The sequence below is a fragment of the Methanomassiliicoccales archaeon genome (genome assembly GCA_026394375.1).
In the GTDB taxonomy this organism is placed as follows: domain Archaea; phylum Thermoplasmatota; class Thermoplasmata; order Methanomassiliicoccales; family UBA472; genus JAJRAL01.
The window spans coordinates 56106-78889 of sequence record JAPKYJ010000004.1 but is presented as its reverse complement, the minus strand read 5'-3'; the positions used below and the strand labels follow the sequence as shown (position 1 = coordinate 78889).

Below are 22784 nucleotides of genomic sequence, written 5' to 3'. Positions count from 1 at the left end.
GAGCTGTCGGTGGTGACGGTGTTGTTGAAGGCATCATGGGCGGTGGCGGTGCCGGACCAGCCTACCCCCGCTACCTGCGAGAGGCCGGAGGCGACGTGATAGTGGTCGATGGCCGCTGAGCCGATCACGATGCTGCCGATGCTGCCGGTCTTCCCTCCGGCCGAGGTGGCGGTCAGGGTGATGGTCTGGGTCGTGTTGTCCTTCACGTAGAAGGTGGCGACGCCTGCGGACAGGGTGTAGGTGTTGCCTGGAGTGACGTAGCCGCTGGTGGTATAGAACACCGCAGCGCCGGTGCTGGTCATGGTGACGACGGTGGAGCTGTCGGTGGTGACGGTGTTGTTGAAGGCTGACGGTGTTGTTGAAGGCATCATGGGCGGTGGCGGTGCCGGACCAGCCTACCCCCGCTACCTGCGAGAGGCCGGAGGCGACGTGATAGTGGTCGATGGCCGCTGGGGTGACGGTAATCGCAGCGCTCGTCTGTGATATCGTGCCATTGGTTATGGTGATGGTCTGGCTTGCGGTGGTCTTCAGGGTGAACCCGGTCCCGAGGAAGGTGTGCTGACCGTTGTCGCCCCCGACGAAGGTGTACTTGGATACGGAGGTGAACGGAAGCACCGCGGCTCCGTCCGTGGAGGTGAAGTAGACCTGGCCGGTGTAGTCGGTCTTGATGTTGCTGTAGGCATCGTAGGCGGTGACGATCACATCATTGGCCGTGGTGGTCCAGGCGGTCCCGGCGACGCAGGATGCCGGGTATCCGGTCATGGTGAAGCTAGCCAGGGTGCCTAGGCCCATCGTCAATCCGTTCCAAACTCCCCCTGGGGCGGGGAAGTTCGAGGCGGCGTAGGCGTGGCCTCTTATTCCGGTGTCTGTGCCTAGGATCCAATCCGCACCAACGGTGGTCGGTGCAACGAGTCCATAGAATGTTATTGAGGTCAGGGAGGTGCAGGAGGAGAACGTCCCGTTCCCGATGGACGTGACGCTGCTGGGGATGACCACGGAGGTCAGGGAGGTGCAAGAATAGAACCCATTAATTCCGATGGACGCGACTGTGCTAGGCATCGAGAGAACTTTGGTAATAGTATGCCCCTGAGTATCATTGAAACAATTCGCGGCAATTGTTGTAAGTGCAGTTGTTCCACCATCCAAGCTAGTAGGTATGTTTATTTCTGTGCTTCCACTCACCCAAACTACTCCAGTAAGTATCGCAAGAGAAGCGTCATCATAGTGCCACTCCCACCCGTCTTGGTCTAGATGAGCGTCGGCGGCTGAGACGTTCCCGCTCGCCATGACGACGAAGAACGCACCTAATAGCAACAGCAAGATGAAGATCGTGGATTTCACGTATGTCCCTATTTTCTTTTCCATGGAAGCATCCCACACTGACATTTCAACTCAGGTCAAATCGAATGAATTGCAGTCTGATTGGCCCGATTTACACATTAATTACACATTAATGTTTGCAGACAATAAGTATGTTGCATCAACGCAACACTCTTTCAGGGTATAGAAGAATTAAAGGCACCAGTCGTTCTAGTCTCTCCAAGATGCCGGGGGGTTGTTGATTGTGCCTATTGATACGCGAAAACGAGCGACGAACGTGATCATGTCGGTCATGGTGGTGATTTCGCTCACCGTCATAGTCATAGGCATCGCCTCGCAACCGAACTCCGGAAAGCTTGTCCCGCTCACCCTTGTGACCGGAAGCTACATGGAATGGACGAAATACCTCGGCACAGATGGATCGAACGAATCCGAGGTCACGTTGCGCATCACGGTCTTGAACGTCGACGGAGACAATATCACAGCCAAGATGAACGCGACCTATTGAACCCCTCCCTCGAACTATGTGGAGTATGTTGTGAACCTAACCCGCAGCGAATTCCTCAGCCCCATCATGGTCGCGTTCACCACCGCACCGCCCAGCTCGATCAAGACGCTGGACACCGCCTTCGGACCGCGGGAGTGCAGCGTCTACGAACTTCACTTCGAAGACGACGACAGTTACAACATTTGGGAGGGGCGCACGAACGGCGTGTTCTACCGCGTGGAATATCATTCCTCTAGCAACGAATATCTGGGGGAGGACCATGTCTGGGTGGTCAATGGGGGCAACATCCCGGAGCTGTAGGCCGCGCTCGAGCCGAGGACTGGACGATAATGAACAAACTTCTTATGCGTTTGAATACATTTTGTAATCATGCTTGAACGGTTGCTCACTTCGAAGGCTCGCGTCAAGCTCCTCACGCTGTTCCTAATGAACCCCGAGCGAGGATTCCACATCAGGGAGGTGGCCCGGCTCACCGAACTGAACATCAACGCAGTCCGCAGGGAGCTCGCCAACCTTGAGGCCATAGGACTACTGACGAGCAAGCCTGCAGCTAATACGAAGGTCTATTCCGTAGACCAAAAGATGCCGATTCTCCAAGAGCTGACATCGATCATATTGAAGACCGAGGGCGTGACACGGATGTTGAAGGAGAACCTGGCTGAGATCGGTTACATCGAGAGCGCTTTCGTCTATGGCTCGTTCGCAAAGAACGAAGCGAAACTGACCAGTGACGTCGACCTTTTCATCATCGGCTCGGTCGATGAGGAGAAGCTGATAGGGGTAATCCACATGGCAGAGGAGCAGACCTCTAGAGAGATCAATTACGTCGCATTCACGCAAGAAGAATTCGAGGAACGCAGGCGCAAGGAAGACCCGTTCGTAACCAACGTCCTTAGGGAGCCGAAAATCATGCTGATCGGGAGCGCTCCATGACGCTCGAGGGTCTTGATATCCAGGGCGCCGTGCAGAACCACCTGCTCAGCTCGAACCTCGATCTGAAGGTCAACGCTTCGTAGGTCGTCGTCATCTCATCCTGGCAGCGCTCAGCGGAACTCCGACAGCCCAATGCCTTCCTCGCCGGACCAGACCCACTCCCTCTTCTTCTTGGACTTGGTGGCAGCGTGCACCGTGAGCTCCGAAGCTCGCTTTCTGTTCGGAGCATATCCCTCCCAGCATGAAAGGCCCTCACGCATCTCCCACATCTGGTATGGATGCTCCGTCTCCTCGTAGCCGAGCTTGCGCAGCAGCGCCTGCGTTTCTTTCTTGGGGCTCTCGACCCAGATGGATGACATCCTCGAATATGAGATGAAATCGCGCATCATTGCCGTCGCCACCCCTTTGCGCCTATGCTCTTTCCTGACGAACACCTGGTTGATGGTGAGCGGATACCAGACAGTGCCTAGGGCAGAAGGATGACGCATCGGATGTCCCTCAGAATAGAGGTAGTATCCGACCGGCTCAGGAAGGCCGTTCGTATCGGTCCAGGCGATCTTGGCTTTTTGCAGGGATCTGTCGAACAGAGGAAAGCCCGGATCGCATTCGATGGCCTGCATCTGCAATATGTGCAGGATGTAGCGCTCTCTATAATCGCGGACGTTGCGCAGTCGGAGCGCTTCCGGTGCGACCTTAGCCTGCGCTTCGAACGCGCCAGACGTCTCTCGGCATGAGGGAGAAGATAGCTGAAGCTCGCTCAGAGACCCCATGTGCATCCCACCTAGTACCTGTCAGACAGATATCAGACGAGGACATTATAAAAGTTTTCCCAGGGGTGCCCGAAAGTGAGAATATGTGGCTATGACAATTGTGCGAATCAATGCACACTTCTTATCATGTCTGACAACGAGGACAATTGCCGCCAGGGCAGTTCCCTTCATCACTTCCAATTCACCAGTATCTTCTCCCTCTCGAAGGCGCGCGTGGCCAGGACGAACACCAAAGCATCCAGGCAGAGCACCGCCAGCCCGAAGAGCGCCATGTTCTCCAGGTTCAGGGTGATGAAGCCTGCCAATCCAATCATGAAGAAGGCTATGATCGGCAGGATGACGATCGAACCGATCTGCTGCGACGTTCGAACGTCCGATACCTTGGCCGAGACGATGACGTTGAATAGCACACTCAGAATGCATACCAACGGAGCGACCAGGAACACTCCCACCAGCCAGACATAGTTGGGCAGAATGTTGTAGCCCAGTATCGGGCTTGTGACCACATCCACGATGATTATCGTCGGCACGAGCGACAACCAAGTAACTAGCGTGGCCGGGATGAATATCGCCAATGTCTTCCCGAGCAGCAGCTCCAGATCGGTGGTGGGCGTGGCTAGCAGCGGCTCCAGGGATCGGTTCAGCTTCTCCCCTACGAAGGAGTAGGATGCGATGACCGTGGGAATGATGCTCGGAATGAGAATGAAGAACATGAGCAGAGAGTTGATCAGGATCTTGAGAAAGTATTCGGACTGGCTCTCCTGCCCGAGGAACAGCGAGCCTTGGGTGTTGGAGCTGATCACGATACTGGTCCAGATGTTGCAGTGCAGCACGCTCGAGCTTTTCACCGTGACCGAGGTTAGATTGGAATCCCTGACCACCACGTAGGTCAGATTGCACTCCTGGAACTCGCAGCGGAACGTAATACAATCCCGCAGATCGCAATGCACGAAGCGAATGTTCGCGAACGAGGTGTTGTTGAACTCGATGTGCTCCGTTTCCGCCGCGATGTGTATCTTCAGATCCAACGGATGGTCAGCGGGGGGCGTGGCGAAGGAGGCGGTGGGCACGAGATAAACGATCGGCAGGACGACCGCCATGATGATCGGCATGAGCACCAGCGAGTAAAGGATGTACTTGTTCCGGCGGAACTCGGAGAACTCCTTGCGCACGATGATCCAGGCCTTCTCGAAGCGCATCCCTAGCCCCCTCCCACGAGCTTCAGATAGATATCCTCCAGGCCGTGCTTTACTTCCTCCACCTTTTCGATCTTTGCTCCTTGTTCGGCCAGGAGGGAGACGATCTCCGGATTCCGTCTCTTCGGGTCGTCCAGGTCGATGAGGATGCTGCCGTTGCTCGTCCGGACGTCCTGGACGTATGGCAGGGAGCGGATGATGGCGACATGCTCGGGCCGGAGCTCGCTCAGCTGCACCAACGATGTTCGGCCGAAGTAACGGGATGCGAGCTCGTCCGGCGATCCCACTGCCAGCAGTTTGGTCTTCAGCACTCCGATCCGGTCGGAGACCCTTTGCGCTTCGTCGAGGTTATGAGTGTTGAGGAAAAGGGTCACGCCCTCTCTCTTCAGCTCGATCAGGAACTCGCGCACGGTCTTAGCGCTCTCCGGGTCCAGAGCGGCGGTCGGCTCGTCCAAGAACAGATAGTCAGGATGGTGCACGAGCGCTCGAGCGATGGCTACTTTCTGCTTCATGCCCTTGGAGAACTTGCCCACCGGCTCGTTCCTCCGCTCCCAGAGGTTGAGGGTCTTGAGCAGCGATCGGATGCGCTCCTCTCTCTCGGAGGCAGGAACGCCGTAAAGCTTGGCGAAGAACTCGATGTTGCGATGCGCTCCCAGCGACTCGTAGAGGCCGGGGGTCTCCGGCAACAGCCCGATCTTGCTGCGGATCTTGACCTGGTCCTTCTTGTCCGAGATGTCCAGGCCGCCTATGAACGCTTTGCCGGAGGAGGCGGCGATCAGGCAGCAGAGCATCCTCACGGTGGTGGTCTTGCCGGCCCCATTCGGACCGAGGAAGGCGAAAGCTTCGCCGTCGCGAATGCTGAGCGATATCTTGTCAACTGCCAGCAATCCGTCGAACGTGCGCGTGAGGTCCTGGGTCTCGATCATGAACGCCTTGGAATGGGAAGTGCAGCAGATTATAGCTTTGCGCTGCATCCGGCTTTGCACTCAAACCCGGTTGACACCGGCAGTTTGGGTGCAGACATTGGACTTCAGGTGCAAGAGCGATTCTGGATGCAAAGCCGCTGCATCCCGGCGAACGGCCACCGCGCGATCTATCCCGGCGAATGCTCGATGATGTCCTTGAGCTGCTGCATGCTCACGTCCAGCATTACCACGTCGCCGACCGTGCGCACTTGAACGGTGGGGATCTTCACCAGTCCGGCCTTGAACTTGCGCGCGTCGAACTGCTTCTTCAGCTCCTTGGTCATCTTGGCTTGGATGTACGGCATGGTCCAGTTGCGCTTCTCGTCGAAGTACAGCTCGTCCACGGTGCCTACCTGCTCCCCTTCGGAGGAAACGATCCTCTTTAACAGGATGTCCCCGGCCATAGTGGGTATCATGCTGCCGTCCACCGCCACTTCCTTCAGCTTGTCGGTCTTCCTGGAGAGAGTGATGACGTCCGCAATGCTCTCCACGTACGTCACCTCGACGAAGAACTTGCTCCTGCCGAAGAGCGTCTTCTTCACGCCCAGCTGCGCCTCCAGCCCCTTGGCCAAGCCGATCTTCAGCACTCGGCCCTTCCAGCTCTCCGTGTCCACTCCGATGCCTTCCACGCTGCCAAGGACCTTGGCGTCGGCGCTCAGCACCTCATCCCCGATGATATCCTCTACCCGGATCGTAGCCCATCACCTTCTGGAGAGGAATAGGACGGAGGGCAATAAAAGCATTTAGCTGCCTTTCACTGCTTGCGCTTTCGACGCCGGTAGAAGGCGAAGGCCCCTATTACTAGAACGACGCCGGCGATGATCCAGATGGGCAGCACCACGTCGCCCGGCTTGATGTTGATGGGCTCCGAGCCCAGATCCACGTTCACAGTGATGTTGTTGTTGCCCTCGCTCATCTCGTGAATCTCGTTCTGCGGATCCACCAACACCTTGATCTGATGCGGCCCCCAACTGGTGGGGGGCCAGGTGACGTTCACCTGAGCGAACTCGTTCGGATCGAGCCTGTCTATGTAGAGCACACCGTTCAGTGGGTTTCCATCGATCTGCACGACGATGTGGACGTTGTAGACGGTGTCGTTGCCTAAGTTCACAACCGTGGCGTTGATGCGACAGAGCGTCCCCACGCTTGGACTGGTCGGGTACAATGTCACGTTCCCCTGGGTGAGCACCAGGTCGGCGATGTAGAAAGCTCGAACGCGCACATCGAACTGCCTCCAGGCCTGGTTGTTCGTTTCGTTATACTCGGTGATGTTGTTCTCGTAGTCCAATTGCACGCTGATGTTGTGATGCCCTTGGACGGCGCTCCATTGCAGCACCACGTCCTCAGTGGTCCCGGGAGCCAGCGTAGCGATCCGTGTCACGTTCAGATTGGAACCGTCCAGCTTGAACTGCACGTCCACGTTGTAGGCGGGAGCGGTGCCATCGTTGCTGACCATGACCATGACGGTGGCCTGGTCTCCGTCCGTAAGAGCTGGGGGAGAGGGCGTGAGCATGACGCCGGTGGAGAACAGCAGGTCCGGTCGATCGATGACCACCGGGAGAACGGTGAACTGCTTCTCCGCTTGGTTGTTGGCATAGCTCCACTCTCCAAGGAGGTATTGCGGGTCGGCGTACACTATGATGGTATGCAGGCCAAGAGGCACGAAAGGCCATTCTACTTCAACGAGGGAGGCAACCCCCGGCGCGATGCTCACTGAGCGATTGGCCACGAGCCCGGTCTCATTATGGATGGAGATGACCGCGTTCGAGGCCACCCAGTTGCCTTTGTTGTACACCATCACGCTGATGCTGACGGTATCGTTCTCGTAGATGGTCGATGGAGCGAAAGTGATGTTGGCGGCGGTGACCTCCAGGTCCGGCTTGAAGACCGGCCTTGCCACCACCACGATGTCCTTCCAGGCCTCATTGTTGCTCTCGTTCGTCTCGGGTATGGAATTGTTCGCGTCCGCCATGACGCTGATGTTGTGTGTGCCCAGGACCGCATGCCATTGCGCTCGCACCTGGCGGACCTGCCCTTGGGCCGGAACCACGCTCCAATTGACCTGCGCTATCTTCGCACCATCGACGTAGAACCCCACCGCCACGTAATGCGCGTCCGAGTTGCCGTGGTTGAGCACGTCCGCGGTGAGATTTACCGCGTCCCCGACGTAAGGCGCAGCGGGATCGAACACCAATGAGCTGCTCTGGATGATCAGGTCGAGCTGCTTCGGGGCAGCGTTGGAGATGGTGATGTTGATGCTCACCACGTCCGAATAAGAGAGAGAATCGGAGGATCGGGCGAGGATGGTGTAGTTGCCGTTGTCGAAGTCCGTGGAGTTGAGGAGATAGCTCCACGAAGGCAGAGCAACGAGGCTCACATCCGTCCAAGGGACCACGACGATGGAATCGTTGAGCATCATCACCTGCACCTGGAAAGGAGAAGGATGCAGCGGATCGATGGCGTCCGGGTCGGTGGCATTGCCGGTGATAGTGAATTCGCCTGTGACGACGCTCCCGTTCGGCGGAGAGAGGATCTCGACCGTCGGCGGGATGTTGGGGATTAGCATGTGCGTGAAGTAGACGTCCTTGGTGCCTGGCTCGTTGGAGTCGTAGGCCACCGCCACCGTCCCGTTAGGTGTGGTAAGGACGAAAGGTTGCTCCTGCAGCACGTCCGTGGCCGCTAAGCGTATGGGTATGGATGAAGAGAAGGACGCCAGGCGCGAAGAGGAAGCGTACATCACCTTGTCCTGTACCGCCCCCCCTCCTTCCCGGTAAACCAGATGGGTTATGCCCCGGTAGTCGATGGCGATGCGAGGGTCCATCTGGTCAGGACCACTCAGATGTTCCGGGCCCTTGATCGATGTGGTGAACGTGGTCGCGTTGTCGCTCGAATAAGATGAACGAATATCGAAGTTGCCGGACCGCTTGTCCTGCCAGACGACCACTATCCTGCCGTCGGGAGTGAAGCTGGCGTCCGGACGGGCGTGCTCGTAGTCCAATGAACTGTCAGAAACCCGGATATCGGCTACGAAGCTAGCCCCGGCGTTGAGGCTGATCGATCCATAGATGTTGTAGTTGGTGTCGATCGTGAAACCATGCCAGGCCACGAAGACCTTGCTGCCGTTCACGCAGACGGTCGGGTGGCTTTGGTAGGCCTGCGACGTTCCGGTATGATCCACTCTCACCGGGGACATGAAGCTCTGCCCCGAATCATTGGACCGGGCCAGGTAGATGTCCGGGTCCTTGCCCGGCACGTACTCCGCCCAGACAACGTAGATGATGTCGTCCTTGACGGCGATGTCCGGGACGGTCTGGTTGCCCGTCGTCGTCATGGTCACGAGCATATCGGTGGCGAAGTTGACGCCTTGGTCTAGCGATCGAGAGAAGTAAGTGCGGAAGGTGCCGCTGCGGTCGTCGCTCCAGACCACGAAGACCGCCCCTGAGGAATTGGAGGCGATGGCCGGGTCCTGGCAGTGGATGAACGTGCTAGGATAGGAATCCACACGCTTAGGGACGGTCCAGGACCCTCCTCCATCGAAGGAACTGAGGGCGTAGATGTTGGAGCGCCCAGGAGCCTCCGTGGCCCAGACCAGAGTGATGTTCAGGTCCGAGGTGGCGGTCATGCGGGGCGTGATCTGATCGTTGGGGAATGCGAACTGCTGAGGCGGTAGAAAAGCGGGCGAAGCTTCCACCTGAGGCGCCACGATGGTCATGGTGAACGTCGACGACAAGATCGCCAGGGCAAAGACCGAGGCGATCGCTCTTCTACCGCAGCGGACCATTTGCCACTGATTGGATTCGCCCCGTCATAAGGATTGCCCTCGTTGCCAGCGAATGGATAATGCATATCATGATATGCGTTGGTCATGGATGGGTGAACCTGAATAAGCACTCCCACCCCTGGTTCATCTCCATCTATTTGATGGAGCGCGATCTATTCTTTGGCAACCGAGGTCAGCGGAGGACGTCCAGACAGAAAACCATATATTTGCACAGCCGACTATGGCGGTCCGTGCATTTGAGCAGGCTCAAGGAATGGTTCGTCATCTGCCTCTTGGCGTGTGTTGTCGCTGTTCTAGTAGGTATCTTGCTAGTGGCGACCCAGAACAACGGCCAAGCGGTGCTAGTAGGGGCTCAGATTGCTATCATCGGCATCATCGCCACCGCTGTCGCGTTGTTCGCAACGCTCGCTTCCGAGAGGCTCGTGAACCGGCGTAACCTCAGACTCGCTCTCGTAGGCATCGTCGCCGCTTGCGGCCTGGTCATCGCTCTCGAGGGAGCGATCTTCGCCTTCTCCTCAGATATGGCGAGCATAACGGGGATCTCCGGCCAACCTGTGTACGTTTTGGCCATATTCTGCGCAGCACTCTTCTTCATCGGCATGGCCATCTTCGTATCGTCGCTCATGATCATGAAGAAGGCGAGGATCACTTCGATTCTCACCTATGGCGGAGGTGTGGCCGCAGCGGCAGAAGGGCTGGTCGTTGTGGGCATCGCCGCTCTCACCAACGTGCAGGGATTGGGTCTGGTCGGCGGACCGTTCATTCGACTCCTCGGCATCCAGCTTTTCCTCGTTGGTCTGGCTTTTGTTGTTCTCTCCCTGATCGTTGACTCATTGAAGAAAGCGGTGCGCGCGTGCAACCTACTGCGCTACCTGTGCGCTGCTATGATCGTCATTGAGGGAGTCGTACTGGCCGCCCTGGCGACACCTATCGATGTCACAGGAATCGGGGGCATGGTCGAAAGCACCGTCCTCGTCGGAGGGTTGCAGCTGGCGGTCCTCGGCCTATTCACTCTTACCATATGCGGCCTCTCGATGAACCCTCAGAACCGCCGGATGAGGAAGCTCGCTCTGCTTTCGGCTCTATTCCTCGCACTCCTGGTGCCGATGGCCGTTCTCAGCGCAGGGAAGATACTCTGAGGACTATTTTGACGATCACAGGGACCAGGTCCTCTACGGAATACCGAGCATGCTCTCACTTGATGACTATCAGAACATGAACGAAGAATCAAATCAGACCGGGATTAAGAGGCCCCGTGGACCGTTCTATCCCCAATCCCCTAGCCTTGCCAAAGTAATAGCCTCAAGGAGTTACTAATACTATCGGAAGCCGAAGACGATCCTGGAAAGAGCTGGCCTAGGGCCGATGGGGCTAGCGCTCTTCACCGAAAGGAATTGATTAGAATGAGGCTTGATCTCGCGTTAGGAGACCGTTCGGCCAGGCTACTCAAACCCGGTTCGCATGCTCGATGTACATCCAAGATCACACGAAATATCGTCCTCCTGCCAGGAAGATGCACTGAGAGCCGACGACTCTCGAAGTATCTTCCTATTCCCTGTTGCCCTTCATCTCTCCCTTCACATAGTGCCAAAGCTTCCTCACGTTGAGGAGGTCGAGGAAGTACAGCATGTCATCTCGGTCGAACTCGCGCATCAGCCAGAGCGTCAGAAGGAAAGCCTCCATGGAGACCAGGCCGTAGATGATCATGTGCAGCCAGCCGTCCAGTGGGAAGACGCCGGAGAAGGAGTAGATCACTAGGCCTGCCACGATCGCGGCGAGAACATGGAGCAAGATCCTCGGATTGGAGCCTGTGCCGGTGAGACGGTGCACTATGTACCTCGTGACCACGAACATGATGGCTGCGACAAGCATCGAGGCGACGGCCGCACCGGTGTAGGACATCCCGAACAGCTGCACCCCAAAGAGGCTGGCGGGGACGAAGACCAGTAGCAAGGGGGTGGCGATCATGAAGCTCAGAAGAGTGAGCTTGGCGGATAGGTCCGGTCGATTGACGGCCAAGACCTGGGACGAATGCACCTGGTTGAGGAGCCCCAGCATGGTCGCTATTGCTAAGTACCGGATCGGTTCACCGGCAGCGGCGAAATTCGAACCGAGCATGACCTTGGCGGTCTCGGTCGGAAAAAAGATGATTATCACCGTGACGGGCATACCGATCATGGAGATGTAGCGTTCCGCCTGCTTGGTCAGCTTGCGTATCTCGTCCATGTTGCCGTTCATGTGCAGCTTCGAGAACGAGGGGAAGGTCATGGTGGCCACGGCCGCCCCGATCAAAGCGAAGATGCTCAGGAACACTTGGCTGGAGGAATAGTATCCCACTGCGGTAGGACTGTCGAAGTATCCGATGAACAGCTTGTCCATGTTGCCCGCCACCGCGCCGACGACGGAGATGAGCGCCAAGGGCAGAGCGAACTTGAGGTACGAACGGAAGAGAGTGGGCCGGCGGAACTTGATCTTGTCCCGGTGGAGGAAGAACAGCCCGGTCGATACCACCGCCAATGCGCCGATGACGTAGGCGTAGGCGAGGGGGATGGCCCCCATCCGGTTGTACGATACGAAGATCACCAGGGGGATGCGTATGCACACCTCCACCAGTCCGTTCAGCTGCGACTTGAAGACCTCCATGGTGGCGTTGTAGGTGGTGGTGGCGATGGAGGAGAGGTTGTAGAGCACGTTGAAGAGCAGGAAGAGCAGGATCAGGGAGCCGGTCTCACCGGTTATCGAACCGCCCAAGTACGTGGACCAGATGAGCAGCGCGACCACCGTCACGACCACCGTTATCACGGTGAGGATGATCTTGACCGCGGCGTAGGTGGAGACGCAGTCGTTTATGTCCTGCCCTTCCGAGACTCGCTTCACGTGCGCGCTGCCGAAGCCCAAATCCGAGAACAAATTGAACGTCGCCAGAAGCGACATCGTCAGCGCTATCGTCCCGTAGACGTCGGACCCGAGATACCGGGTCATGAAGAACAGGCCTACGAAGCCCAGCAGAGAAGAGGCGAGCCTGAAGGCGAGGAAGACGACTGAGCGACGGCCGATCAAGATATCGCTGGCGGCATTCACTACCCCTTTCTTAACCTATCGCTCTTCCCCTCATCGGTAAAGGGGAACGGACATCGAGGTCACATCCACCTCTTTTCCGTCGTAGAGGGCGAGCATCCTGGCCCCCTGCTCATACAGAACGAATCCGTCCAGGAAGTCTATCAAGCCCAGGCCATGAACGTCGTAATCGAAGAGGTGCCTGAGCACGGGCGTGAGGATGAGGTCGTGGGTGACCGCGATCCTCGTACCTGGCGCACCAGAGCGCATCTTGCAGGCCGTCCACGATATCAGCCGTTGAGCGCCTTCCGCACCGGGCATGACCACGGTCGGATCGAGCTCGCCTTTGATGTATGCATCCACGAAATGCACCAAACCCAGCTCGGTCATCAGCTGCGTGGCCTCCTTCGGCCTGAGGATGAAAGGACCTTTCATGCCGATGACGGCGGAGGGCTGGATCTCGACCTTGCTTCCATATCCTCGGGAAATGCATTCGCAGGTCCGCACGCACCTGCCCACCGGGGAGGAATGAAAGCGCAGGCCGTCTCGGTTCCGGATGTGCTTTCCGAAGCTCTTCGCTCGCTCCTCCCCCCGTGCGTTGATGCTCACCGAATCGTCGATGAGCTTCGTCAGCGGACCGTCCCGGTCGGCGTGGCGGATGAGCAGCGCGCATCGCGCTCCTCCAGGAACGACGTCCAGATCGCCCAGGATGCGGAAATCGCCTTCGCTCATGTCCCCTGCCATAAGATATCGCGGATTAAACGCTTGCTCTGGACGAGCGCACTAGCAAGGCACGACCAGCACCGGCACCTTCGCTCGACGGACCACTTCCTCCGAGACCGACCCGATGGTCATCCCCTTGAGATATGATCTCTGCTTCGTGCCCACCATGATGACCGAGGCGTCCACCTCCCTCGCCACTTCCAGGATGTTGTAGGCCGCCGTTCCATAGTGTATATGTGTCTTCACTTGGCAGCTGTTGGGAGGGCATCGGTCGCGCATCCCCTCCAGCTCCTTCTTCACGTCCTTGAAGCGCTGGTCGTCGCTCATCTTGTAGCGGCCGGAGTCGATGACGTGCACCAGGGTCGCCTCCTTCAGCCCCCTCTGGCAGAGGGTGATCAACAAGTCTTCCACGACGTTCGAGCACGCGGGTAGCTCCACGGCCACCAATGCATGGCGGAACATATGGGCGCCGGTGCGGCACTCCTTGCGCACGCCCTCGTCGTGCATCATGGGCAGCTTGTCCAGAAGAACGGGCTTCGAAGTCCGCCTGGTGACTCCGAAGGACACGGAGCCGACGAAGAACTCCTCCGCCCGGCCTTTGCCCCCGGAGGCCATGGCGATCATGTCCACGTTCTCTTGGTTCGCTTCGTCGACGATGACCTCGACCGCATCCCCCTGCCTGATCAGAGGACGGGAATCGATTCCTGCCTCAACCAGCTTCTCCTCCATCTCATCGAAGAGGCGCTGCTCCTCCTCGGTCAGCGACTTCCCCTTTGGCTGGACGTGCAGCAGGGTGAAGTGCTTGGTGCCCAGCTCCTTCAGCTCCGTAGCGCAGTCGAACATCATCATCGACTGGGGCGTGAAATCCACCGGCAAGAGGACCTTGTCGAGCATGTTACGTGTTCTCTATGGCGGTACTAGGATTTTGCACTTTGCGGTCTAGACCGTCGTCTGCGGAGAACAGACCGTCTGCCGCCGCGGAATGAGCATGCCTCCGGTGGCATTTCACGAGCATCAGAGCACGACGGTCCTGGTCTGCTCCCGGAGGAACTGCTGCAGGTACCAGACCCCACCAGTGCCTTTGCCGGTCGAGCCGGAGGCCTTCCAACCGACGAAGGACTGAGCCCCGACGATGGCGCCGGTGCACGCTCCCCTTCCCCGGTTGGCGTACACCACCCCGGACTGGATGTGGTTGAAGAAGTAGTCCACCTCCTCATCGTCCTGGCTGAAGATGCCTGCCGTCAGCCCGTAGGCGGAGGAATTGGCCATCTCCACCGCCTCCTCCAGCCTATCGTAGCCTTGGGTGCAGAGGATGGGCATGAAGAGCTCGTTCTTCATCAGCCAGTGATCGCGGGGCAGGCCGGAGATGATGGTCGGTGCCACGTAGAAGCCGTTCCTCAGGTAGCCTTGCGTCAGCCGTCTTCCGCCGCAGAGCACTTTCCCTGCCTCCTTGCCCATGGCCACGTACTTCAGATAGTCCTCGACCTTCGCCTCCTCGATGATCGGTCCGAAGGAGCTTTCCCTCAGGGCCGGATGAGCTACATTGAGCTTCTTCGCCCTCTTCACCAGCTCCTTCTCGAAATCGTCCTTGACGCGGGAATGCACGTACACCCTCGAAGCGGCGGAGCATTTCTGCCCTCCGAAGCCGAAGGCGGATGCTATTACCCCGTTCGCAGCCTTCTCCAGGTCCGCGTCCAGAGTGACGATGACCGGATTCTTCGAGCCCATCTCCGCTATGACCGGAACGGGGTGCTCCCGGACGGAGTTGCGGATGATGTCGAACCCCACCGCCTTGGAGCCCGTGAATACGATTCCCTCGACGTCTGGATGAGAGACGAGAGGTTCGCCCACCTCCTTCCCGCTGCCGGCCACGTAGTTCGCCACGCCTGGCGGAAGTCCCGCCTCCTCCAGGATGCGGAACATCTTGTGCAAAGTGTAAGGCGCCAGGGTGGAGGGCTTGACCACCACGGTGTTGCCGGTGATCATGGCGGCCGAGGCCATGCCAATTGATATCGCCACTGGAAAGTTGAACGGGCAGATGACCGCCCACACGCCGAAGGGACGAAGGAAGGACATGGCTTTCTCGTTCTTGAAGGCCGGGGGCAAGGGAGTGGCATAGCCGTCGTTCCGGCGCATCTCCGAGGCGTAGAAGTTCATGAAATCTATTGCTTCGTCTATATCCGCCAGAGCCTCGTGGCGGTTCTTGCCGTTGTCGAAGGTGAGCATGGCCGCCAGCTCGTACTTGTGGTCGCTGGCCATCATGGCCGCCTTCTCGAAGATCTCCACCCGCTGCAGGAAATCCGTCCGGGACCAGCTCTTGAACGCCTCATTGGCCGCTTTCACCGCCTTGCTCACGTCCTCCTTATTTCCCTTGCACAGCCGAGCCATGAGGAAGCTGACGTCCGCGGGGCTGCGCTTCTCGAACTTGCTGCCGGAGCTGACGTCCTTGCCGTTGATGATGTTCGGCAGCACCTGCTCCTTGGAGAAGCCCTCCTTGACCAACCTGACCGCGCTCTCGTAGGTCTCGTGATACTTCTCTTCCTCTTTGGCCTCGACCAGACGCATGTAAGTGAGCTCGTTCTTGAACGACATCCAAGACCCCCTGGGATAACGAGGAAGTGCGCCACATAAAAAACTGTCGGGGGGCCAGATTACGCGCTAGCACGATGCACGCACCAAAAGCATTCTTACCTCGACCCATGATTGGGGGAGGATGAGAAAGGTCTCCTCGACCCTCGGCCGCATGAGCATCGTCCTGCTTTTGGTCACAGTGGCCATGGCCTCCCTGCTCCTTGTTCCGCAGGTCGTCCGAGCGGACCAGGATGCCTTCCTCTTCGTCAACCACTACTACCAGAAGGACCTGGTGGAGATCGTGGGCGCCCTGACCTACCTCGGCTCGTTGGAAATGGGAGCGATCTGGGTGGTGGTGCTCTTCCTCGCCAGGAGGAGGGATCTGGCCAGCTACGTCGTGGTGGCAGTGACCATCGAGCTCCTCTACGTCATGGTAACCAAGACGCTCGTGGACCGTCCCCGCCCCTATGAGGTCTTATCTGGGGTTCAATATCTCGACTCCCAGTTCGGGCAGTCGTTCCCGTCCGCTCATGCGGCCGGGGCGTTCGCCATAAGCGTGGTGCTCGGCATGAGAGAGAGACGCTATCTCCTTCCCCTCGTCCTCATGGCGGCAGCGGTAGCCTTCTCCCGCGTCTACACCGGAGTGCACTATCCTCTGGACATCATCGCCGGAGGAGCGGGGGGCATCATCATCGGCTACTACGCCTCCAAGCTGGATGTCGGACCGATGCGGACCTATTTCAGAGGCCTCAGGGATAAACTCTTGAACAAGGGACACGAATCCGAGGCCTAGAACGGCGGAGCGGCCGAGTTGATGTTAATGCCAATGGCTTTAGCTAGGGTAGGCGTTCCCGCCATTCCGGTCAAGACGAGGTGCTAGAAATGCCAGAGAAGGAGATTAGCAAGCGGGCGGCGGTGGGACTGACGCTCATCTCCTCGCTCCTCCTCGGATCCTCGTACGTAGCGATCAAATCGGGCCTGGGGGATCTGGACCCTTTCCTCTTCTCCACCTTCGTATTCACCATCGGCGCTCTTGTCGCACTGATTTTCACCTTGGCCCGAGGCACGTTCACCTGGCGCATCTTCGGCATGTGGGAGGCCTGGGCGGCGCCGCTGATCACCGTCGTGCTCCTGGCGCTGCAGTATCAAGGGCTGAGCATGACCAATGCCTCGACCGGTGCTCTGATCATCGGCGCGAACGTGATCCTGGTCGCGCCGCTCTCCGCCCTGCTCTTCCGGGAGCGCCTGGGCAAGGTGAGACTTCTAGGTCTAGCGATTGGCCTGGGAGGGCTGGTCGTCCTCACCACCAAGCTGAACATGGAGGGAATGATAGGCGGCCAGCTCATCGGCGACCTGATGCTCCTGGGCACCACCATCTGCATCGCCCTCACCTACGTCCTTTCCAAGTACGCGCTCAAGCGCATGAAATTCGACCAGTTCGTGCTCACCCTCCACCTCTTCACCCCTTTGCCGCTCTTCGCCCTGTATCTTCTCTTCGGGCACTCCTCGCCTATCAGCGGGGAGAGCACCCTCATCCTCGTTTATGTAGGAGTGCTATGCACTTCGCTGCCCACCTTGATGTGGGTAAGTGCCCTGCGATCCATCAGCATCGTCACGTCTAGCACGATCATACTCTCCGAGAGCGCCTTCGCCGTATTGCTCAGCATCCTCATCCTGAACGAGCCCATGGATGTTTTCATCGTCCTCGGTGCCACGCTGGTGTTCACGGCCATCTACTTGGTCACCGTCGGGGAGAAGAAGAGGGAATGATCGAGGTCCGCTGGTAGACAATCACCACGTTGCATTCCAAGAGATGAAGCCTTCGCCGAAAGGTTGAAAGAACGGAGCAATATATTGAAAAACGGAAGAGTGAAATGAAAGACCGAAGTATCGCCGCCATCATCCCCGCCTACAATGAGGAACTAGCCATCGGCACGATCGTTCTCAAGTCCAAAGACCATGTGGACGAAGTGTACGTGGTGGATGACGGCTCCTCTGACGATACCGCCCGAGTGGCAGAACAGGCTGGGGCCAAGGTGCTCCACATGACCAGCAACCTTGGAAAAGCGAAAGCGGTGCTAACCGCGTTCTCACAGATCCAGAGCGCCGACTACGATGTGGTGGTGATGCTGGACGGTGACGGACAGAATGATCCGGATGACATTCCCCTGCTGATCGGCCCGGTGCTCGACGGCAGCGCGGACCTGGTCATAGGTTCCCGCTTCCTGGAGAACGGCGGCAAGACGCCGAGACACCGCAGAGCGGGGCAGACCGTTCTCAACAAGGCGACGGAGTTCGGTTCGAAGGCGCATGTGACCGATTCTCAGTCGGGGTTCCGCGCCTTCAGCCGACAAGCGGTGCAACTAATGGACTTCGATTCCGACGGCTATAAGCTCGAATCGGACATGATCAACCATCTGGCTGAGCGGGGGATGAGGATACGGGAGGTACCCATATCCGCGAACTACAAGGTGCTGACCAGGCACAAGACACATCCGGTGAGCCATGGAGTGGGCGTCTTGGACGGAGTGATAGGGTTCGTCGGCTATCGCCGCCCACTGCTGTTCTTCGGTGTGCCGGGGTTCGCCATGTTCGTGGCTGGCACGATCATAGGCCTTCTGGCGGTCGAACAGGTGTTCATATGGGGGTGGCTCTTTCAGTCCATGTCGGCCGCCTTGTTGGTCATCATCGGCATTAATCTGATGATAGCTGGACTGACCCTGAACTCCCTGGTGTCATTGATGAGATCGAACCGGCCGTAGCCTTGAACCTAGAAAGCCGGATGCTGGGTGTTGCGGGGCTTGCTCAAGAATATATCTCGAAGTAACGCAATGAAACAGATTCGGCGAGACCCGCGCTCGCCTGGAAAGCCGTTTTAGCTAAGGTCAAGAAGATGAGGCCGGGCTCACTTCTTCTTCTTTACTTCCTTCTTCTTCACCTTCGCTGCTCCCTTTCCGCACTTGCCACAGGACATTGAATCCCTCCTCTGGGAAAATTCGTTCCCAACTAGAATTGATTGATGCGTTGGGTATTTCAACATTGTCAACTACCCACCTCTAAAGAGTGTGGGCTTGTCCCTGGAGGTTGAACGAAATGTCCACTAAAAACCCCGTCCGAGACGATGGGCGCGTTGACTCGCGCCCTTGCAGCGATGTTGACCGCTGCAATGCGGTCGGCGGGGCCAGCGTTGCCGCACCGAACGCACTTGAACTCACCCCTCGTTGGCCGATTGGCCTTGTCGATATGGCCGCAAGAAGGGCAAGTTCTGGAAGTGTTTCTCGGGTCCACCAGAACGACAGGCACACCGGAGAGTTGCGCTTTGTAGGCGATGAACTGCCTGAGCTGGTCGAACGCCCAAGAGGATTGGCGGCTGCGCTGAGCCCTGCGAACCGTTGTCCGCTTGCGGATGCCGTTCAAATCTTCGAGGGCAATCGCGCTCGCGGTGTCCTTGGCCTTAGCCACCAATTTCTTGGAGATGCAATGGTTGGTATCGCGCCTGAAACGCTGCTCGTATCCAGAAAGGCGCTTGAGATGCCGCTTTGCGGGCTTCGTGCCGCAGGACTGGAGTTCGGTGCGGAGCTTTGCGGTCTTGCCGCGCACTTTTTCAACACCCGTGCCGGAATGCGTCTCTCCATCGGAATCGACGGCGATGTTCACGATGCCCAGGTCCACGCCGAGAACGCCCTTGACCTCGATAGGCTCGGCATCTGGAACGTCGACTACGGCGCAGAGATAGAACACATCATCGATAAGAACGAGGTCGGCCTGACCTCGAATGCGGTTGTCCAGCTTGGCTTTGAAATAGTCATAGATGGCTACATGGACGAGGGTACGTCCATCGAGGGTCAGGATGGAAACTCTGTCCAGCGCCTTCCAACTGAGTATTCGCTGGTCGTAGACCATCGCGCCATGCGATTTGAAGTGCGGCCGGATGGTCCTGTCGAGCTTGTAGGCTTCGATGGCTTTGGAGATGGCGCGAACGGCCATCTGGGAGGACAGCCCGAACTTCTCGCGCACGGCCCGATAGACGGTGGGCTGAATCTTGAGCTTGCTGGCGAGCTTCAACTCAAAGGCCACGCCAGCGATGTAGTCGCAAGCAAGATTGAAGTGCTCCATCGTTCTGACGAGCGCGGAGTATTGCTCAGGAGTCGTACAGAGCTTGACTTTGAGCGTCAGATTCATGAGGATATAGCCTGTGGGCTTCAATATACTTATAACTTAAGGCCGCCAATTCCTCCCACGGCTAAAGCCTGTGGGCTTCCTTGGCGACACAAGGTGAGCAAAGCCGGTCAGAATCACTTTCAACACGGATCGTTTGGACCGCTTCTTACCTCCGGTATGGCAACCGTGTCGTTCAAAGACCTGGTTCTCCCTTTTGATATCCGGGCTGTTCTAGTCACCTCAAACCTCTTCTATTTCCGTGACGTCTGGCTTGACCTATTTCACTCGAATCAAAAGTGATTCTCATCTCTGATTATTTAAATAGATACCACCGGGCTAGATGCCTTCACAAGGTGGAACAGATGCACGCCCTCGAAACCTCAAGGCTGTTGACGGAAGAATACACCGCCAAGATACTCCTGGCGACCATGGGCAAGCCCAAGAGCGCTTTCGACCTCAGTGAGAAGCTCAACATCCCTATCGCCGCCTGTTACCGCAAGATCCGCGTTCTGGAGGACGCTGGGCTTCTGATCTGCGACGAGCGCAAGTTGACCCGTGCGGGAAAGCGCATGTCTGTGTACCGCTCCAGAGTGCTCAACGCGCAGATCATCTTCGAGAAGAACAAGGTCAAGGCCAGGCTGCAGATGATCGACGGCACGGTGGAAGACTACAACTACGACGTGGAATCGAATTTCGTGATGGATTCCGTCCGCACCAATGCCATCGGGGCATGAGCCCGAGGTCGCGGATCGATGAGACTGACTTTCGGCTTCCTTGCTTAGTCCGAACACCGCCTAGGAGTTGGTATCGCTGCAGAAACTCGATTTTCAGAGCATAGTGGAGAACGCGCAGGAGCTCATCGTCCAGATCGACCCATCGGCCAAGGTGCAGTATTCGAACCCGGCCTGCAAGTCCATCCTCGGCTATGAACCCTCAGAGATCGTGGGGATGAGCCTCTCGGAGCTGGTGGCACCGGAGTCGCTCAAAGAGGTCCTTGGGTATCTGAAGGACAGGATGGAGGGAAGGGACGCACCCAAGCAATACCGCCTCACCGCCATCACCAAGACCGGCGAGAAGAGGAGGATCGATGCTAGAACATCTGCCCTGCTCGAAAACGGACAGTTCCAGTGCGTGCAAGCCATCATCCGCGATGTGACCGAGGAAGAAGAGCTGCAGGCGAAGGTGAGGGCGGAGATGGAACGATTCAGCGATTTCATCGAGAGGTCCCCGAGCATCATCATCGGTGTCGACAACCACTACCGGATCACTACCTTCAACAGCGGTGCTCAGAAGACCCTGGGCTACTCTAAGGAAGAAATGCTAGGTAGCAGCATGCTGGAGACGAATCTAGTAGATGCCATGAACATGGCCAGCATGAAGAACGTGGACTATGAGAAAATGGCCCCCATGATCCGCAGTTCCGATTCGACGGCAGTGACCAAGACGGGTAAGAAGCTGAGGATTGTCTGGTCCACCAGCACAGTATCGGACAACGAAGGTCGGATGACCGGCGTGATCGGCATCGGGCACGACATCACGGCCAAGGAGGAGCTGTCTGAGCTGCTCTTGGCCCAAAACCGCCTTCTGGCAGTGCAGACCGATATCGGCTATCTCACCTCCTCCGGTCCGGAGCCGAAGCTTCTAATGGAGAAAGGACTGGCCCTTCTGTCCTCACACTTCGCCTTCAAGCGAGGCATGGCCTTGCAAGTGCTACCCAAAGGAGAGACCAGGCTGGTGGCGAGCATCGGTGAGCCCGCCCTGGAGGGCGAGGACTTGATCAGCAAGAGACTGGCCCAGATGGCCATGGCAGCGCAGGAACCTCTATTCCTGCCGGAAGACGTCGCAGGCACGGAGTATGAGGACGCTCTGGGTGCCAAGAAGTACGGGGTGATCATCCCCTTGAAGGGGCGGTCGCAGGTGGTGGGGGTCATGTGCCTATGCTCAGACCAACCTTTCATAGATCAGGAAGAGACCAGCGCGCTCGTCTACGCCGGTTCGCTCTTCGGTTTCGCCTTCGAGAACGCGTTGCTCAGTGAGGCCGTCCGACGCTCGAAGGATCTGCAGGAGCTTTTCAATGACATCCTTCTACACGACATCCTCAACTACATGACGCCGATACACTCTTATTTGGAGTGCCTTTCCCGCAAGAACCTGTCCATTGAGAAGCGGTCCGCCTATCTAATGAAGATGACCGGGGCCAATGCCCGGCTCGAGAATTTCATTCATGACGTCGGAGTACTAGCCAGAGCGGCAGAGGGAGCCGAGAGAGCCCTGATCGCCACATCCCTTTCGGTCTCCGTGCGGAGTGCGATCTCGACCGCTCAGGCCCGTTACAGCAACGCGAAAATCACGTTCCAAGAGAACGAGGTGGACGCCAAAGGACCACTCCACGTCCTAGCCGATGAGGCCTTGCCGGAGATATTCAGCAATCTCATCACCAACGCGGTGAAGTTCTCCTCCCCCAAGCCCGTGAGGGTGCGGGTCTCCATGGACCAGAAGCGTCACCTCGCCCGAGTGGAGGTGGAGGACGAGGGGCCTGGCATACCGGACGACAAGAAATGGAAAGTCTTCGAGCGCCACTTTTCCGAGAGCTCAGGCAAGGCAAGCAAATCCACCGGGCTCGGGCTTTCCATTGTGAGGGCCCTTGCAGAGCGCTATCATGGGAAGGTCTGGGCGGACGACCGCGTCAAGGGAGACCACAGCCAAGGAGCGAAGTTCGTGGTCGAGCTGCCCCTGGTATGACCGAACAGCCTCGGTGACGATCCTACCAGATCATCTCCCTATCTCGTTCAGGTAAGA

At 57.8% G+C, this 22784-nt stretch carries 21 protein-coding genes; 9 read left to right on the top strand and 12 right to left on the bottom strand.

The features are described 5' to 3' along the window. Positions 1–33 precede the first annotated feature (33 nt). Complete coding sequence (locus NT137_01005; protein MCX6651924.1) at positions 34–1287, bottom strand: leucine-rich repeat domain-containing protein; 1254 nt, start codon at positions 1285–1287, stop codon at positions 34–36. A 316-nt stretch (positions 1288–1603) separates the two neighbouring features. Between NT137_01005 and NT137_01000 the strand changes: the two genes are divergently transcribed. The 3 genes from NT137_01000 (at position 1604) to NT137_00990 (ending at position 2761) form a co-directional block, all read left to right on the top strand. After that, the gene (locus NT137_01000) at positions 1604–1828 is read left to right on the top strand and encodes a hypothetical protein (protein ID MCX6651923.1); all 225 of its coding nucleotides are present in this window, start codon (positions 1604–1606) and stop codon (positions 1826–1828) included. 30 nt (positions 1829–1858) lie between these two features. Continuing rightward, entirely contained in the window at positions 1859–2128 is a 270-nt protein-coding gene (locus tag NT137_00995; GenBank protein MCX6651922.1) for a hypothetical protein, read from the top strand. A gap of 69 nt (positions 2129–2197) precedes the next feature. Then, positions 2198–2761 carry a nucleotidyltransferase domain-containing protein gene (locus tag NT137_00990; protein MCX6651921.1) on the top strand — a complete coding sequence of 188 codons (564 nt, stop codon included), beginning with the start codon at positions 2198–2200 and terminating at the stop codon, positions 2759–2761. A 110-nt stretch (positions 2762–2871) separates the two neighbouring features. Here NT137_00990 and NT137_00985 read toward each other — a convergent pair whose 3' ends face one another. The 5 genes from NT137_00985 to NT137_00965 form a co-directional block, all read right to left on the bottom strand. Then, positions 2872–3531 (bottom strand): GNAT family N-acetyltransferase, encoded by a 660-nt coding sequence (locus tag NT137_00985; protein ID MCX6651920.1) that lies wholly within the window; start codon positions 3529–3531, stop codon positions 2872–2874. 170 nt (positions 3532–3701) lie between these two features. Further along, a complete protein-coding gene (locus NT137_00980) occupies positions 3702–4730 on the bottom strand; it encodes an ABC transporter permease subunit (GenBank protein ID MCX6651919.1) in 1029 nt (342 codons plus the stop codon). A 2-nt stretch (positions 4731–4732) separates the two neighbouring features. Then, the gene (locus NT137_00975; protein MCX6651918.1) at positions 4733–5701 is read right to left on the bottom strand and encodes an ABC transporter ATP-binding protein; all 969 of its coding nucleotides are present in this window, start codon (positions 5699–5701) and stop codon (positions 4733–4735) included. 119 nt (positions 5702–5820) lie between these two features. Next, positions 5821–6384 (bottom strand): PRC-barrel domain-containing protein, encoded by a 564-nt coding sequence (locus tag NT137_00970; GenBank protein MCX6651917.1) that lies wholly within the window; start codon positions 6382–6384, stop codon positions 5821–5823. A gap of 62 nt (positions 6385–6446) precedes the next feature. Beyond that, positions 6447–9473, bottom strand: a complete 3027-nt coding sequence (locus NT137_00965; protein ID MCX6651916.1) for an Ig-like domain-containing protein — start codon at positions 9471–9473, stop codon at positions 6447–6449. A gap of 230 nt (positions 9474–9703) precedes the next feature. Here NT137_00965 and NT137_00960 point away from each other — a divergent pair, with 230 nt between their 5' ends. After that, positions 9704–10612 (top strand): hypothetical protein, encoded by a 909-nt coding sequence (locus tag NT137_00960; GenBank protein ID MCX6651915.1) that lies wholly within the window; start codon positions 9704–9706, stop codon positions 10610–10612. Between the two features lie 409 nt (positions 10613–11021). Here NT137_00960 and NT137_00955 read toward each other — a convergent pair whose 3' ends face one another. From NT137_00955 to NT137_00940, 4 genes are all read right to left on the bottom strand, one after another. Continuing rightward, positions 11022–12554, bottom strand: a complete 1533-nt coding sequence (locus tag NT137_00955) for a flippase (GenBank protein ID MCX6651914.1) — start codon at positions 12552–12554, stop codon at positions 11022–11024. Between the two features lie 30 nt (positions 12555–12584). Next, a complete protein-coding gene (locus NT137_00950; GenBank protein MCX6651913.1) occupies positions 12585–13262 on the bottom strand; it encodes a phosphoglycerate mutase family protein in 678 nt (225 codons plus the stop codon). Between the two features lie 51 nt (positions 13263–13313). Continuing rightward, positions 13314–14147 carry a universal stress protein gene (locus tag NT137_00945; GenBank protein ID MCX6651912.1) on the bottom strand — a complete coding sequence of 278 codons (834 nt, stop codon included), beginning with the start codon at positions 14145–14147 and terminating at the stop codon, positions 13314–13316. A gap of 120 nt (positions 14148–14267) precedes the next feature. Next, positions 14268–15845, bottom strand: a complete 1578-nt coding sequence (locus NT137_00940; GenBank protein MCX6651911.1) for an aldehyde dehydrogenase family protein — start codon at positions 15843–15845, stop codon at positions 14268–14270. A 121-nt stretch (positions 15846–15966) separates the two neighbouring features. Here NT137_00940 and NT137_00935 point away from each other — a divergent pair, with 121 nt between their 5' ends. The 3 genes from NT137_00935 (at position 15967) to NT137_00925 (ending at position 18586) form a co-directional block, all read left to right on the top strand. Then, positions 15967–16617 (top strand): phosphatase PAP2 family protein, encoded by a 651-nt coding sequence (locus NT137_00935; protein MCX6651910.1) that lies wholly within the window; start codon positions 15967–15969, stop codon positions 16615–16617. An 89-nt stretch (positions 16618–16706) separates the two neighbouring features. Continuing rightward, positions 16707–17594 carry a DMT family transporter gene (locus tag NT137_00930; protein ID MCX6651909.1) on the top strand — a complete coding sequence of 296 codons (888 nt, stop codon included), beginning with the start codon at positions 16707–16709 and terminating at the stop codon, positions 17592–17594. 104 nt (positions 17595–17698) lie between these two features. Then, a complete protein-coding gene (locus tag NT137_00925; protein ID MCX6651908.1) occupies positions 17699–18586 on the top strand; it encodes a glycosyltransferase family 2 protein in 888 nt (295 codons plus the stop codon). A gap of 143 nt (positions 18587–18729) precedes the next feature. Here the strand turns inward: NT137_00925 and NT137_00920 are convergent, their stop codons facing one another. After that, complete coding sequence (locus tag NT137_00920; protein MCX6651907.1) at positions 18730–18870, bottom strand: hypothetical protein; 141 nt, start codon at positions 18868–18870, stop codon at positions 18730–18732. Continuing rightward, the gene (locus NT137_00915) at positions 18867–20006 is read right to left on the bottom strand and encodes a transposase (GenBank protein ID MCX6651906.1); all 1140 of its coding nucleotides are present in this window, start codon (positions 20004–20006) and stop codon (positions 18867–18869) included. Before NT137_00915 ends, NT137_00920 begins: the two co-directional genes overlap by 4 nt. A 341-nt stretch (positions 20007–20347) precedes the next feature. On the opposite strand from NT137_00915, the gene NT137_00910 reads away from it, so the two are divergent. After that, entirely contained in the window at positions 20348–20719 is a 372-nt protein-coding gene (locus NT137_00910) for a helix-turn-helix domain-containing protein (protein ID MCX6651905.1), read from the top strand. Positions 20720–20786: 67 nt separating this feature from the next. Next, positions 20787–22727: a PAS domain S-box protein gene (locus NT137_00905; protein ID MCX6651904.1), complete on the top strand. Its 1941-nt coding sequence runs from the start codon at positions 20787–20789 to the stop codon at positions 22725–22727. Positions 22728–22784 lie beyond the last annotated feature (57 nt).

Coding starts and splice junctions, on each gene's coding strand:
- NT137_01005 (MCX6651924.1), bottom strand. CDS start 1,287: ATGGCGAGCGGGAACGTCTCAGCCGCCGACGCTCATCTAGACCAAGAC.
- NT137_01000 (MCX6651923.1), top strand. CDS start 1,604: ATGTCGGTCATGGTGGTGATTTCGCTCACCGTCATAGTCATAGGCATC.
- NT137_00990 (MCX6651921.1), top strand. CDS start 2,198: ATGCTTGAACGGTTGCTCACTTCGAAGGCTCGCGTCAAGCTCCTCACG.
- NT137_00985 (MCX6651920.1), bottom strand. CDS start 3,531: ATGGGGTCTCTGAGCGAGCTTCAGCTATCTTCTCCCTCATGCCGAGAG.
- NT137_00980 (MCX6651919.1), bottom strand. CDS start 4,730: ATGCGCTTCGAGAAGGCCTGGATCATCGTGCGCAAGGAGTTCTCCGAG.
- NT137_00975 (MCX6651918.1), bottom strand. CDS start 5,701: ATGCAGCGCAAAGCTATAATCTGCTGCACTTCCCATTCCAAGGCGTTC.
- NT137_00965 (MCX6651916.1), bottom strand. CDS start 9,473: ATGGTCCGCTGCGGTAGAAGAGCGATCGCCTCGGTCTTTGCCCTGGCG.
- NT137_00950 (MCX6651913.1), bottom strand. CDS start 13,262: ATGAGCGAAGGCGATTTCCGCATCCTGGGCGATCTGGACGTCGTTCCT.
- NT137_00945 (MCX6651912.1), bottom strand. CDS start 14,147: ATGCTCGACAAGGTCCTCTTGCCGGTGGATTTCACGCCCCAGTCGATG.
- NT137_00940 (MCX6651911.1), bottom strand. CDS start 15,845: ATGTCGTTCAAGAACGAGCTCACTTACATGCGTCTGGTCGAGGCCAAA.
- NT137_00935 (MCX6651910.1), top strand. CDS start 15,967: ATGAGAAAGGTCTCCTCGACCCTCGGCCGCATGAGCATCGTCCTGCTT.
- NT137_00930 (MCX6651909.1), top strand. CDS start 16,707: ATGCCAGAGAAGGAGATTAGCAAGCGGGCGGCGGTGGGACTGACGCTC.
- NT137_00925 (MCX6651908.1), top strand. CDS start 17,699: ATGAAAGACCGAAGTATCGCCGCCATCATCCCCGCCTACAATGAGGAA.
- NT137_00915 (MCX6651906.1), bottom strand. CDS start 20,006: ATGAATCTGACGCTCAAAGTCAAGCTCTGTACGACTCCTGAGCAATAC.
- NT137_00910 (MCX6651905.1), top strand. CDS start 20,348: ATGCACGCCCTCGAAACCTCAAGGCTGTTGACGGAAGAATACACCGCC.